This window comes from Acinetobacter sp. 479375 (assembly GCF_000581715.1).
In the GTDB taxonomy this organism is placed as follows: Bacteria; Pseudomonadota; Gammaproteobacteria; order Pseudomonadales; family Moraxellaceae; genus Acinetobacter; species Acinetobacter ursingii.
This window is the reverse complement of sequence record NZ_JEZN01000012.1, coordinates 43,535-56,953: the sequence shown is the minus strand read 5'-3', so window position 1 is coordinate 56,953 and position 13,419 is coordinate 43,535. Positions and strand designations below refer to the sequence as shown.

The following is a 13,419-nucleotide window of genomic DNA, read 5'->3' as shown; positions in this document are numbered from 1 at the left end:
CAAAAGCAAAAATTTCTTAGTACATTTCAAAGTTGATTTTGTTAAACTGGGATTTAGGCTTTTCCAATGGGCTTTTGAATAAACATGAAAATGACGCGCACAATAACAATATTGAGAACAAGCTTAATCAGTCTCTGTTTAACCACAGGACTGATCAATTTCACACATGCTGCCAATGAGATATTTTCAAAATCCAGTACAGATCAAAAACAATGGGTGGGTCAGCCTGCACCTGAGTTTCGATTACAGGATCAAAATGGAATCTGGCACGAATTAAAAGATTTTCGAGGCAAGTGGCTGGTTTTGTATTTTTACCCCAAAGATGACTCTCCTGGTTGTACCCAGGAAGCCAATCGCTTTAAAGCGCTTTCTTCGCAATTTACACAATCGAATGCCGTGGTCATGGGCGTAAGTCTGGATGATGTTGCCTCACATAAGAAATTTTCAGACAAATTAGGACTCACGTTTCCCATTTTGGCAGATAGTGATCATCAGTTAGCCGAAAAATTTGGCATTGTGCGAAATATGGGGATTATGGAAATCGCCAAAAGAGAAAGTTTTTTAATTGACCCCAAAGGTACTGTGGTCTATCACTACACCAGCGTCAACACTCAAACGCATGCTGATGAAGTGCTTAAAGATGTAAAACGTTTACAGCAAAAACCATAATATCAAAATGAAAAACTCAGCCGAAGCTGAGTTTTTTAATCTTACATCTGTGATTGAATATAATTTTGTAAGCCCATCAATTCAATCAAACGTAACTGTTTTTCTAACCAGTAAGTATGATCTTCTTCAGTATCTGACATTTGTGAACGGAGCATATCACGGCTGACATAGTCCCCTTTTTCCTCACACAATTTCACGCCATCTGCCAATTTCTGACGAACATGATATTCAAGCGCCAAATCTGCTTTGAGGCAAGATACAACATCTTCACCAGTGACAATATCATCACGGTTCATGTTAGGCTTGCCTTCGAGGAATAACACACGGCGAATAATCGAATCCGCATGTGCAGCTTCTTCTTGCATTTCATGATCGATACGTTCATAAATTTTGCTTAAACCCCAATCCTCATACATACGTGAATGGATCAGGTATTGATCACGGGCAGCCAGTTCGCCACCGATCAACATATTTAAATAGTCTATGACTTCTGGATTGCCGCGCATTTGTAATTCTCCTCTCGAATATGAATATTATGGTCAAGTTTAAAAATGATTGCAAAGTAAAAATGATGTAAGTTTATGATTTTTATAAAATTAAAATGAGAAACATACGCATTTACAGTTTTAATTGGAAAATTTATTGTGAAAAAATAAATGTTTGCACCCTTTTTAGAGAAAAATTTCTTCAAAATTGCATTCATTTCTTGTTTTTTTATTTTGTAACTAAAGACAATGCTTCTTATTTCATCTGTTTTCATGAAAATATATGTTGCACCTGATTGTATATTTCTGAAAATTTCGTTAAATAAAATAGAGCAAAAACCCTAATAGGCCGCAAAATGAATAAGAACACACCGATTTTAGTGACGGGTGCTACAGGCTATGTAGCTGGCTGGATTATTGAACGTTTACTCATGCAAGGTTATATCGTACATGCAACTGTGCGTGACCCGTCTAAAAAAGAAAAACTACAACATCTCACCGAAATTGCAAAAAAATCATCCGGGCAAATTTATTTTTTTAAAGCCGACTTATTGACACCCCATGCTTTTGACGAGGCCATGAAGGCTTGTGAAATTGTGATTCATACTGCATCTCCTTTTGTGATCAGCAACTATAAAGATGCGGTGAAAGATATTATTGAACCTGCGGTCAACGGTACCATCAATGTCCTTGAAACAGCCAATCGAACGACAACAGTCAAACGTGTTGTGGTAACGTCAAGTATCGCCGCAATCTGTGGAGATGCCATCGAAATTGAAGACACAGCCAACCATGAATTTGATGAAAGTCATTGGAATAACAGTAGTAGTGAGACACATCAACCTTATTCTTATTCCAAAGTCGCAGCAGAACGTAAAGCATGGGAAATGGCGGAGCAGCAGGATCGCTGGTCGCTAGTTTGTATCAATCCCGCTTTGGTGATGGGACCTTCTCTTACAACAGCTACACAATCTGGCAGTGTTGAGCTATTGGAAAAGTTTGGTGATGGAACACTTTTATTTGGTGCCCCTGAAATCTGGATGGGAATTGTTGATGTCCGTAATGTCGCAGATGCCCATGTTGCAGCTGCATTTTCTTCAACGGCAAATGGACGTTATATTATCTCAGGAGGAACTTTAAGCTTTCTTGAAATGGGAAAAATATTGACTCAGCGTTTCGGTTATCGTTATCCATTCCCGCACTTCACAGTTCCTAAAGCAGTTTTCTCTTTATTCGCACCACTGTTTGGTCAATCTCGCAAATTTGTACAGCGTAATGTTGGCTATCCTGTTTATTTCAACTCAAAACGCAGTCAGGAAGAACTTGGTATCGAATATCTAGATATTCAGCAAAGTCTTTGTGAACATTTCCAGCAATTGCTGGATGATGGTCTGATTAAAAAACGGGGATAGCGCAAATGTGAATAGAGAGCATGCGACATCACCATCACGGTAGATAAGACAATAGCCTGAACGTTCACCTTAATCCAGATGAACGCATCATGGCATAATGAGTCACAGCATATTAATGTCGTATTGCGCCAAAAACTCTAAAAACTCCTGTTCATTCATGACACGAATATCGAGTTTTTCGGCTTTATCAAGCTTACTCCCTGCTTTTTCGCCAGCAACCACACATTTGGTTTTACTGGAAACACTACCACTGACACGCGCACCCAGAGCTTGTAAGCGCTGTGTCGCTTCATCACGCCCCATACTAGACAATGTACCGGTCACCACCCAACTTTCACCATTTAATGGTTGACGCGTTGGAGCAGTCGGTGCATCCCAATGAATACCAGCAGCCAATAAACGATCAAGTACTTCAATGTTATGCGGAGCCAAAAAGAAATCAAAAATCCATTCGGCGGTAATTTCCCCCACATCAGGCGTTTTCTTCAAGGCTTCAATGTCAGCATTTTTTAATGCATCAAAAGTTTGAAAAGTATTGGCCAGCATTCGTGCAGTGGTTTCCCCAACACCACGAATTCCAAGTGCGTAGATAAACCGTGCCAGCGTGGTTTTTTTACTGGCTTCAATCGCATCCATCAAGTTCTGAACGGACTTTTCTCCCATTTTTTCAATACTGAGTAAAGTCTCGCGATGTTCGTACAAATGATAAATATCTGCGACATCTTTTAAAAGATTCAGATGCAATAAAGACTCAACCCAACGGTCGCCCAGACCTTCAATATCCATCGCCTTACGCGATACAAAATGTCGAATCGCTTCAATCCGTTGCGCAGCACAATACAAACCACCTGAACAACGTGCCAAAGCCTCACCTTCTGGCATTACCACAGGAGAGGAACAGACTGGACAGTTTTCTGGTAATTGAACGATTTGTGCATCCGCAGGACGAAACTCTGGCCAGACTCGTTCAACTTTAGGAATCACATCACCACTACGATACACACTGACCTGATCACCTACGCGCACATCCAGACGATGAATTTCGCCAATATTATGCAAGGTCACATTGGATACCGTCACGCCACCCACTAATACAGGCTGCAAACGCGCCACGGGGGTCAATGTTCCCGTTCGACCCACTTGCCAATCAATATTTTCAACCGTGGTTCGGGCAATTTCGGCAGGAAATTTATAAGCTGTCGCCCAACGTGGTTCACGGCTTAGAAAACCAAGTTGCTGTTGTTGTTTCAGATCATCGACCTTGATGACCATACCATCAATTTCAACAGTCAGATTCGGACGTTCGTGTTGGATTTGTTCATAACGCTGCTGAACTTCTTCAATCGATGAACATAAAAATTGGCGTTCAGCGATTTCAAAACCCAACTGTGTTAACCAATGCAGACTTTCATGCATGCTCGCCAAACCATGATGCGGCTCACATTGCGCAATCCCATAGGCATAAAAAGCCAAGGGGCGTGATGCTGCAATATTCGGGTCAAGTTGCCTTAAACTTCCTGCGGCGGCATTACGCGGATTAGCAAAAGTTTTTTCTCCTTTGGCTTCATTGGCGGCATTTAAGCGTTCAAAACCCTGTTTCGGCATTAGCACTTCGCCGCGAACTTCCAGTAAGCGCGGGATTTCAACAGGATTATGACTTAAGTATTTTGGAAGATTACGAATGGTTTTAACATTTTGGCTGATGTCTTCGCCAGTTTCACCATCCCCGCGAGTCACCCCTCGGATCAGAACACCATTTTCATACCACAGTGAAATCGCCAGACCATCCAGTTTCAGCTCAACATCGTATTGAACCTGTTGATTGGGTAAGCGTTCCTCAATTCGACGGGCAAAAGCAAACAGTTCTTCCTGATTAAATACATTGCCTAAAGACAGCATCGGTACGGCATGGGTCACCGTTTCAAATTTGCTCAATGCCTGACCACCGACTTTATTGGTGGGGGTGTCGGGTTGTAATAGCTCAGGATATTGCTGCTCTAAAGCTTTTAACTGATGAAATAGCTGATCATATTCATTGTCACTGATACTCGGTTGATCCATCACATAATAAGCATGATTATGTTTGGCAATCAGTTGAATTAATTGACGCATTTGCGCAATGACATCGCTATTCTTCAGCATAAAAACTCACCATATAAAAGGGCGGAAAATCCGCCCAGAGTTGCAACGACTATGCGTTGCAATAAAAGCACTATAAAAGGGGTTCAATTGGAACCGTTAAGCAGTTTCCTGCGTTGAGCGATAGTCAATCACATGATGACGCCAATGTTCTTTCAGTTGTGGGGTAAATTCGAGATTATTTTCATCAAAGACTTTACCGTCCACTTCCCGTGCAATTAATCCTGCAATACTGGTCATCATATCGAAGCCTTTTAAAGCATCCTGATGTGGCAATGCAAGGAAAAATGCCAACCCTTGTACCTGTTCGCTCGATAAAGTTTCAAGATCAAACCCAGCAGGCCCATTATCAGTCATACGTAATACTGAAAACATCAGTGGACTTGGTTCATCCGTTTTATCGTAACGATGAAAACATGCCATTTCACCAAAACGCAAACCGTATTTGAGCAATACTTTTAAGGTCTTATCACCTGACAATGCACGACGAGGGTTCGGATATACATTCAACGCCACAATTTCTTGCGCTGTGGCCAAAGCACTTTCATCATCGAAAAGCTGCTGTTCGTGTAAATGCACATCCAGTAAGTTACTTTCGCCATCAAACTCTGCAATGGTTGCTGCTTCTATTTCTGGATTAAGCTGAAATTCATCGATTTTCTTGGCATGTTGAACTTGCGCCTCATCAGCTTGCACAGCAATGTTAGCTAGATCAGGCTCTGCATCTGGTGCAGGAACGGCTTCAACAACATCGACTACAGTCACTTGCTGTTCTAGCGGTTGTTCAATCTTGAGGGTGGTCTCTTCCGTCTTAAAGTCAACAGATGCCATTTCTTTATCCAGCTTATCCTCACTCAGTTCAGGCGAAGTCAATGTTTTCGCCGCCTGATCTTCGAGAGTTTCTGGGATATCCTGCAAAGCTGGCTCTTTACGCTCTGATTCTTGAGCTGTTATTTCTACAGGTGTTTCAGCAGGCAATTGATCACGCACATGTCGTGGAATGATCGGCTGATTACTCTCAGGATCAATATGTAATGCACTTTCTAATGAGGGTTCGGTTGGAGCAGGTTTTCTAAGAACCATTCTTAAACCGACAATCATGATAATAATGGCGGCGACTATGCCCACAATAGTGGTAACTTCCATACTATGACTCCGTAACTAACCCATATTCTTTTGCTTGTTCCAAATTAACAGTAACCAGTTTTGAGGTACCAGGTTCAGGCATGGTCACCCCTAGTAAATCGGTCGCCATTGTCATTGCAAGTTTATTATGTGTAATGTAAATGAATTGCACCTGTTCAGAAAGCTCTTTTACCAAATTACAAAACCGTTGCACATTGGCATCGTCTAGCGGTGCATCAACTTCATCCAAGACACAAAAAGGTGCGGGATTCAGCCGAAAAATTGCAAACACCAAAGCCAGCGCCGTTAATGCTTTTTCACCACCTGACAATAACGCCAATGAACTGTTACGTTTTCCAGGTGGGCGTGCCATTAGTTTTACACCTGATTGCCAGTCATCTTCAAGACTTAAACTCGCTTCTCCCCCACTAAATACTTTAGGAAATAATTCCTGAAGCTCGGTATTGACCTGATCAAAGGTGGTCATAAATAACTTTCTGGTTTCTTGATCAATACTTTTCATTGCATCTTTGAGCTGCGATACCGTATTTTCCAAGTCTTGAATCTGGTGGCTAAGCTCTTCAAAACGTTGCGATACTTCTTGATATTCTTCAGATGCCGCCAGATTGACTGCACCCAATTTTTCAAATTGCCGTTGTGCTTTTTCCAGACTTTGTTGATGTTCTGTTAAATGAAGTTTTAAGCCAAGAACAGGTTCACTACCCAAACCCTTGAGTTGTTCCTGAAAATGTTCCCGATCAGATTTCGCCGCTTGCCAACTCAACCGTTTTTGTTCCAGTTGCTCGCGCAGTTGTTCATCACGTTGTTGGGTTTGATGGCGCTGCTCGGTCAAATGCTGCTGTTTTTCCTGTAGGCTATTTAGTTCAATCTGCCATTCAGTCCAACTTTTTTTAAGCTTTTCGGTTTGTTGGAATTGTTCAGAAAACTCGGACTCAAGTACAGGCAACTCTAACTGAATTGGATCGACAAATTTCTTTGCCTGTTCTATTTGTTCAATTATCTGGCGATATTGCGTTTTTAAAAAACTGAGATCTTTCTCAAGCAGTTCGATCTGCTGTTGCGTTTGTGCAACGCCTCGACGTGCATTTTCACGCTCTTGCTGCTGCTCTTGCAGTTGCTGCTGCTGATCATCCAGTTGTTCCGCTAAAGTTTCGAGCTGAAATTGTTGGGTTTTATAAGCTGGTAAGCTAGCCTCTAACTTTAAATTCAAAGCATGTAAATCAATATCCAAATCATCACGCTGCATAGCATCATCTTCAAGCTGAACTTCCAGTTGTTTTAATTGTTCATGTAGTTGTTGCTTTTGCAACACAAAAGCCTGCGCCGCACTTTGATGTTTGGTGATACTGAGTTCAAGTTGTTGCTGTCGCTGTTGCTGTTGCTTCGACTGATGTTTGTATTGTTGAATTTGCTCAAGCTGTATATTCAGTTGCTGTTGTTGTTCTGAACCTTTTAAAGCTAATTGCTCAAGTTCTGGTTCCAAGCTTGCAAGAAGCTGTACAATTTCATCTAGTCGAATCCGATGACTCAACACCCCACTGCTTTGGCTGTCTTCATCATAATCCAGTGCAATCACCCAATCCGGCCCGACATGATAAGCATCCAACGTCACGATGCTCTGTCCAGATTCAAGCTGCGTCTGCAACGCTAAAGCCTGATTCAAATCATCTGCCAACCAGATATTTTGCCATAGCGATAACTGCGGGGTTTTAATCCAGTTCGAAAATGGCATTAATGTCAATTGGGATGATTTTTTAGAAAGCGCTGAGGCTTTAATTTGCCGTGCTAGTTCTGGTTCAAAAGTGGCATTCTGTTCAAGATAACGGGCATTCACCCATTGACTGAGTAATTTTTCAATCAGACTGGCATGCGCTTTGCCTGTTTCCGTTAACTGCAACACCGACATCAACCGTAGAGCATCCGATTGTTTCGGACTTTGTTTTGCCACCAATTGATTGAGATTTTTTTGTTCCGCCTGCAACACTTGTATTTGATTGTTGTGTTGCTGAATTTCACTCTTGAGTTGATTGTGCTGTTGTTGCTGCAACTGTAATTGCTGTTCGGCCTGTTCAATCTGCTGTTCAAGCATCACCATTTGTTGCGTCAACTCAAGCAATTGTTGTTCGAGATGTTGCAACTCATCATCTTGGACTTGCGCCGCGATTTGCAAGCTTTGAGTGTCCAGTGTGTGTTTCTGTTGGGTGAGGCGTTCTATACTTTTGCTCAGTTGCTCAAGTTGCAGCGACATCTGGTTTTTCTGTTGTTGTTGCTTGTCGACTTGCTGCCGAATATGGTTGAACTGCTCTTGCGCCTGTTGGTGTTGAGATTTTAAATCCTGATAATGATTTTCACTGTATTGGCTATTGGCCTCAAAAGCATTTAAATGTTCTGTGTGCTCATCCAATTGCGTCAATAAGTTTTCAAGCTGTAGCTCGCTCAGTTGTAGGCGTTCTTTGGTTTGGGATTTTTGTTGTTCTAGCTGAGTTAAAGTCGCACTGTTTTGTTGATACAAACTTTGTTTCTGCTCCAGCGTCATTTTCAATTCAGCCAGTTTTTTCTCAGCCTGTTGCCATTCATGTTGCAGCGGAGTCGATTGTTGAATCAGCTTTTGAAATAAGGCACTGCTGGCTTCAAGATCATGTTCAATAGTGTTCAGCTCAGAACGAACCAGTTTAAACTCTTCTCCCAAAGCGGTCATTTGCAGCGTATATTCTTGCTGCAGCTGACCTGACTGCGCAGATTGAAACGACAGGATTTCGATTTTTAACGTTCTAATTTGCTGTTCAAGCTGTTTGTAATGAACCGCCGCCTCAGACTGGCGTTTGAGTGTTTTGAGTTGTGATTTGAGTTCTAAGGCAATATCTTCTAAACGTGACAGATTTTGTTCGGTATGCTCTAAGTGCTGTAAAGTTTCTCGACGACGTGCCTGATAACGTGAAACTCCTGCGGCTTCCTCGATAAACACCCGCATTTCTTCAGGTTTGGCATCGACCAAACGGTTAATCATGCCCTGCTCAATAATGGCATAAGAGCGTGGCCCTAAACCTGTTCCTAAAAAAATATCGGTAATATCACGACGTCGGCAGCGTGTTCCATTTAAGAAATATTCAGATTTTCCATCACGATTGACCTGACGTCGTACCGCCAGTTCATTATAGGCATTGTAAGCACCGCCCAATTTGCCATAGGTATTGTCAAAACGCAGCTCAACACTGGCAACACTAACAGGTTTACGTTTTGCAGTTCCAGTAAAAATCACGTCCTGCATGCTGCCGCCACGTAATTGACGGGCACTAGATTCGCCCATCACCCAGCGAATAGCATCAATCACATTGGATTTGCCACAGCCATTCGGGCCAACCACCGCGGTACGATTTGCCTTAAATTGTAAAGTGGATGAGTCCGCAAATGACTTAAAGCCTGCAAGTTTTAAACTGCTTAAACGCATAATGTCCTGATCAAAAGTTTTTTTTATTTGCCCAAGATATTTCAATCATCTAGTTTCTATCATCTGATTTCAATATTTTGGACACAGTCGAATCTCGATAACAGGCTATTTTAAAATGAATGCGGTTGAATAGGGATTTTTTTTAGGCTGAAGTTGAACAATTTTATCCAGAAATAGGACGATAAGCTAAAATATCGTCAAATTTTTAGATCATTTAAGATTGGCATTCTATTTGTGTAACCGATCCAATCACATTAACGACGAGAACGACGCGCCCAAGCCAACTCAATTTGTTTCATTCGAGTCAATGAATCCAGTACCAAATTTCGTAAATGACGACAAAAATCTTCCATGAATAATGTTGCCTGATGTGATTTTCGGATCAAAATTGCATCTGCGACCAATTTAAACAATGCCAAAGATTCCTGTAATTCACGACGTGACGTATTCAACGTCAAAAAGTAGCTACGGCGTAATGAAGGCAATAACTCCTTATAAAATTTCATCAAATAAGGATTTGCCACCATATCATGCTGCACCGCCAGATATTGAAAAATACCATCATAAAATTTTTCAGTGTCGCCTGCCTTAACCTGCTCAGCTAAATGCTCCATAAGCTGTTGCAGTTGCTCAGCCTCATGTACACGCCACGTTTCACTAATCCGTTGCACAATATGACCCAACACCAACACATTGGTATCGAACAAAGCTTTGACTTGTTGAGAAGACATTTCCGAAACAATCGCGCCGCGACGTGGATAGATATGAATCAAGTGAGTACGTTCCAGTAGCAATAACGCTTCACGGACAGACCCTCGACTCACGTCCAATTCTTTGGCAATACGCAATTCTTGAATGCGCTCACCTTCAACCAGCTCACCCGTAATAATCTGATCGCTAATATGTTTTGCAATTTGCTCCGACAGGCTCTCTGTCTCTTCAAGTTTCATGAATCACCTGTTTCTGATTTTTACGTTGGCGTTCCGCTGCCATTTATTGTGATTGTTTTAACTGATTCTAGGGATTGCTGACTATGTCATTGTCTAACAATTTTATTGCATTTTGAGCCAATTCGATATTCAGATCATCGGAAATATCATGCGATTTACCACCTCCTCAGCCACTAAATTCATCATTTAAAATCATCATTTAAAGCTGGATTTTAGTGACTTGGAATGGATGATCTTGGGTGCTTTTTATTGAACGAATCCCTGATAAATAAAATAAGTTCCAACGACGGTGAGTAAGCAAGCAAAACATTTTTTCAACATGGCTGGTGACAACATATGCGCGACTTTGGCACCGAGTTTTGCGGTGATAAAACTCATAATACTAATGCCTAAAAATGCATAAATATGGATATAACCAATGGCATTGGGAATATGAATATGCTGCTTTATACCAAACCACATAAAGCCGACTGCACCCGCAACCGCAATCGGTAAGCCACATGCAGCTGAGGTGGCGACTGCTTTTTGCATGACCACGCCATTACGATTTAAGTAAGGTACAGTCAGACTTCCACCTCCAATCCCAAAAATCGCCGAGGCAATCCCAATACCTCCACCTGCAAGCATTTGCATCGGCGCTGAAGGCAAGTGTCGTGTTTCATCCACGATCACGTTGGCACCTTTAAACATTCGATACGCCACCCAAATCGCAAAGATTCCAATGATGATTTGCAGATTTTGTCCAGACAAAAGATCGGCAATGCCCGCCCCTAAAAAAGAACCAATCACCAGACCCGGTGCCAGATTGCGAAATACCTGCCATAACACCGCACCGCGTTTATGATGAGCCATCACAGAACTGATTGAGGTCACAATAATGGTCGCCAGAGAAGTTCCCAACGCCATATGCATAATGATCGCGGGATCATAATGAAGCTGGGTAAATACAATATAAAGAATCGGGACAATAATTAATCCACCGCCCACACCAAACAAGCCCGCAGCAAATCCAGCGATTGCACCGATGGCTAAATATATGATTAACTCCATACCTGATTTTCCAACTTTATAAAACTGAACATGGATGCAGAAACTCGTCAACTACGACAACGCTTAAGCGATGCTGGACAAGTGCCTGACATTGTTATTTTGAAACAAACGACCATATCGACCAATGACGATGTCCGTGAATTGGCTCAAAAAAATATTTCGTCCATTTTGATCTGTAGCGAAACCCAGACGCAAGGGCGTGGGCAACATCAACGAGTATGGATTTCCCCAAAAGGCAATATTTATCTCAGCACACTCATCAACTCACAGACACCTTTAGACGGTCGCTTAGCGCTTGAAGTTGCATTGAATATTTTGCAAATGCCAAAGCTACAGGGTCTAAATCTGCAAGTCAAATGGCCGAATGATTTATATAGCCAACAAGGCAAATGGGGCGGAATTTTAGTTGAGCCATTATCAGCACATCAGGCCATCGTTGGAGTGGGTATCAATTTGTTTACCCCTGAATCACAAGATCCATTACAACCGATCAGCTCACTCACTGATTTTGGTCTAAACAATCTTGATCGTATGGAAGTCATTGCACAGCTTTATCTAGCCATTCAGCAAGCCGCGCAATGGTTTGAGCATGGCTGTTACAATCTTGCAGAACGGTTCAACCATCATGCCGCATTTATGCAGGAACTCGTTCATTTTGAACATCATCAAGGACAAGTGACAGGTCATTTTGAGGGCATTAATCAGGAGGGCGCTGTTCTTATTTCAACGGATGGACAACAACAGGCATTCTATCAAGGTCGGATGCGTCGCATCGCAGTTCAGGATAACCAAACATGAAACAACTTTGGTTAGATGTGGGAAATACTCGCCTTAAATACTGGATTACGGATTCAGATCAGATTATTGAACATGCTGCGGAATTACATTTACAATCCCCTGCCGATTTATTACTCGGTTTAATTCAACATTTTAAAACCCAAAAATTGCAGCAAGTAGGAATATCTTCGGTACAAGATAAAGTCAATAATTTGCGTATTCAGACCATTCTGAGTCAATTGGGTATTCCCGTGATCTTTGCACGGGTGCATAAGGAATACGCAGGCTTACGCTGTGGTTATGATCATCCAGAACAACTGGGGATTGATCGCTGGTTACAGGTTTTGGCACTGGCAGAACCCGATCAACATTTTTGTATTATTGGTTGTGGAACCGCTTTAACGATTGATTTGAATGAAGGTTTGCAACATTTGGGCGGTTATATTCTGCCAAATTTATATTTGCAACGTGACGCCCTCATTCAAAATACCAAAGGTATTAAAATTCCAGACTCAGCGTTTGATAATCTTGAACCAGGTACAAATACGGTGGATGCAGTACATCATGGTATTTTATTGGGGCTATTAAGTGCTATTGAACATATTTTAAAACAATCACCAAGACAATTGGTACTGACTGGCGGTGATGCCCCTCTGTTTGCCAAGTTTTTGCACAAATATCAGCCTCGTGTTGAGGAAGACTTGTTGCTCAAAGGCTTGCAACGCTATGTCGCTTATGACTCGCTGAGCAAAGGACGTAATACATCCCAAAGTTGAGGAAAGGCTGTATAACCATCTTCCTGCATAAAATGTCCTGCCTGTTTGATTTCTAATAGTTGTGCATTCAGGCGTTGCCCCAAACGAATGCTCAACGGCGGCGGGACAAAAGGATCATTACTCGATAAAAAAACATAACGGCGTAGGATCTTTTGGCGTAGTAATTTATCGTCCAATCGTTGTGACTCGATAAAAGTATCGAGCTCAGGGATTGCTTTGAGTTTTTCAGTAAAGCCTGAGACAAAGATGCCTGCTGCGATTGATGAATGTTGAAGGGCTTTACTCAAAAAATTTAAACTCGACAAACAGCCTAAACTATGTGCCACAATAATAGTATTTTCATCAAGTACGCTACATTGCGCATTTAAACATTCCTGCCAAACTTCTGGATCGGGATGTGCTGAATCGGCTAAAAAAATCCGTTCGGCTGTAGCGCCTGCTTGCTGGATATGTTGTTCCAGCCAAATAAACCAGTGATCTTCAGGCACGGCTCGATAACCGTGAATAATATAAACATTTTTCATTTTTTATGGTTCCCCAATACTCAATATTTTTTATTTAATTGAT

General features: G+C 41.8%; 11 protein-coding genes. 4 read left to right on the top strand and 7 right to left on the bottom strand.

The window, feature by feature from the left end; translation table 11 throughout:
• Window positions 1-84 precede the first annotated feature (84 nt).
• A complete protein-coding gene (locus J500_RS11065; protein ID WP_034699616.1) occupies window positions 85-669 on the top strand; it encodes a peroxiredoxin in 585 nt (194 codons plus the stop codon).
• A 41-nt stretch (window positions 670-710) separates the two neighbouring features.
• On the opposite strand, the gene ftn is transcribed toward J500_RS11065, so the two are convergent.
• The gene (ftn, locus tag J500_RS11060) at window positions 711-1,175 is read right to left on the bottom strand and encodes a heteropolymeric bacterioferritin subunit Ftn (protein WP_004991126.1); all 465 of its coding nucleotides are present in this window, start codon (window positions 1,173-1,175) and stop codon (window positions 711-713) included.
• Between the two features lie 335 nt (window positions 1,176-1,510).
• Between ftn and J500_RS11050 the strand changes: the two genes are divergently transcribed.
• Window positions 1,511-2,566 (top strand): SDR family oxidoreductase, encoded by a 1,056-nt coding sequence (locus J500_RS11050; protein ID WP_004995870.1) that lies wholly within the window; start codon window positions 1,511-1,513, stop codon window positions 2,564-2,566.
• Between the two features lie 102 nt (window positions 2,567-2,668).
• Here J500_RS11050 and ligA read toward each other — a convergent pair whose 3' ends face one another.
• The 5 genes from ligA to J500_RS11025 all read right to left on the bottom strand — a co-directional run bounded on the left by ligA (window position 2,669) and on the right by J500_RS11025 (window position 11,299).
• On the bottom strand, window positions 2,669-4,708 hold the full coding sequence (ligA, locus tag J500_RS11045) for an NAD-dependent DNA ligase LigA (protein WP_004995867.1): 2,040 nt from the start codon (window positions 4,706-4,708) through the stop codon (window positions 2,669-2,671).
• Window positions 4,709-4,804: 96 nt separating this feature from the next.
• Window positions 4,805-5,851 carry a cell division protein ZipA C-terminal FtsZ-binding domain-containing protein gene (locus J500_RS11040; RefSeq protein WP_004995864.1) on the bottom strand — a complete coding sequence of 349 codons (1,047 nt, stop codon included), beginning with the start codon at window positions 5,849-5,851 and terminating at the stop codon, window positions 4,805-4,807.
• A gap of 1 nt (window position 5,852) precedes the next feature.
• Window positions 5,853-9,299, bottom strand: coding sequence for a chromosome segregation protein SMC (gene smc / locus J500_RS11035; RefSeq protein ID WP_004995859.1), 3,447 nt, complete (start codon window positions 9,297-9,299; stop codon window positions 5,853-5,855).
• 254 nt (window positions 9,300-9,553) lie between these two features.
• The gene (locus tag J500_RS11030; protein WP_004991137.1) at window positions 9,554-10,249 is read right to left on the bottom strand and encodes a GntR family transcriptional regulator; all 696 of its coding nucleotides are present in this window, start codon (window positions 10,247-10,249) and stop codon (window positions 9,554-9,556) included.
• A gap of 246 nt (window positions 10,250-10,495) precedes the next feature.
• Complete coding sequence (locus tag J500_RS11025) at window positions 10,496-11,299, bottom strand: sulfite exporter TauE/SafE family protein (RefSeq protein WP_004995854.1); 804 nt, start codon at window positions 11,297-11,299, stop codon at window positions 10,496-10,498.
• A gap of 30 nt (window positions 11,300-11,329) precedes the next feature.
• Here J500_RS11025 and J500_RS11020 point away from each other — a divergent pair, with 30 nt between their 5' ends.
• The gene (locus J500_RS11020; RefSeq protein WP_004995852.1) at window positions 11,330-12,097 is read left to right on the top strand and encodes a biotin--[acetyl-CoA-carboxylase] ligase; all 768 of its coding nucleotides are present in this window, start codon (window positions 11,330-11,332) and stop codon (window positions 12,095-12,097) included.
• Window positions 12,094-12,852 (top strand): pantothenate kinase, encoded by a 759-nt coding sequence (locus tag J500_RS11015; RefSeq protein WP_004995851.1) that lies wholly within the window; start codon window positions 12,094-12,096, stop codon window positions 12,850-12,852. The genes J500_RS11020 and J500_RS11015 overlap by 4 nt, the downstream gene beginning before the upstream one ends.
• Here the strand turns inward: J500_RS11015 and J500_RS11010 are convergent.
• The gene (locus tag J500_RS11010; RefSeq protein ID WP_004995848.1) at window positions 12,810-13,376 is read right to left on the bottom strand and encodes an RBBP9/YdeN family alpha/beta hydrolase; all 567 of its coding nucleotides are present in this window, start codon (window positions 13,374-13,376) and stop codon (window positions 12,810-12,812) included. The two genes, J500_RS11015 and J500_RS11010, sit on opposite strands and share 43 nt — an antisense overlap.
• Window positions 13,377-13,419: the final 43 nt, after the last annotated feature.

Bases quoted from the DNA above. Each gene is read 5' to 3' on its own strand.
- J500_RS11065 (WP_034699616.1), top strand. From the start codon at position 85: ATGAAAATGACGCGCACAATAACAATATTGAGAACAAGCTTAATCAGT.
- ftn (WP_004991126.1), bottom strand. From the start codon at position 1,175: ATGCGCGGCAATCCAGAAGTCATAGACTATTTAAATATGTTGATCGGT.
- J500_RS11050 (WP_004995870.1), top strand. From the start codon at position 1,511: ATGAATAAGAACACACCGATTTTAGTGACGGGTGCTACAGGCTATGTA.
- ligA (WP_004995867.1), bottom strand. From the start codon at position 4,708: ATGCTGAAGAATAGCGATGTCATTGCGCAAATGCGTCAATTAATTCAA.
- J500_RS11040 (WP_004995864.1), bottom strand. From the start codon at position 5,851: ATGGAAGTTACCACTATTGTGGGCATAGTCGCCGCCATTATTATCATG.
- smc (WP_004995859.1), bottom strand. From the start codon at position 9,299: ATGCGTTTAAGCAGTTTAAAACTTGCAGGCTTTAAGTCATTTGCGGAC.
- J500_RS11030 (WP_004991137.1), bottom strand. From the start codon at position 10,249: ATGAAACTTGAAGAGACAGAGAGCCTGTCGGAGCAAATTGCAAAACAT.
- J500_RS11025 (WP_004995854.1), bottom strand. From the start codon at position 11,299: ATGGAGTTAATCATATATTTAGCCATCGGTGCAATCGCTGGATTTGCT.
- J500_RS11020 (WP_004995852.1), top strand. From the start codon at position 11,330: ATGGATGCAGAAACTCGTCAACTACGACAACGCTTAAGCGATGCTGGA.
- J500_RS11015 (WP_004995851.1), top strand. From the start codon at position 12,094: ATGAAACAACTTTGGTTAGATGTGGGAAATACTCGCCTTAAATACTGG.
- J500_RS11010 (WP_004995848.1), bottom strand. From the start codon at position 13,376: ATGAAAAATGTTTATATTATTCACGGTTATCGAGCCGTGCCTGAAGAT.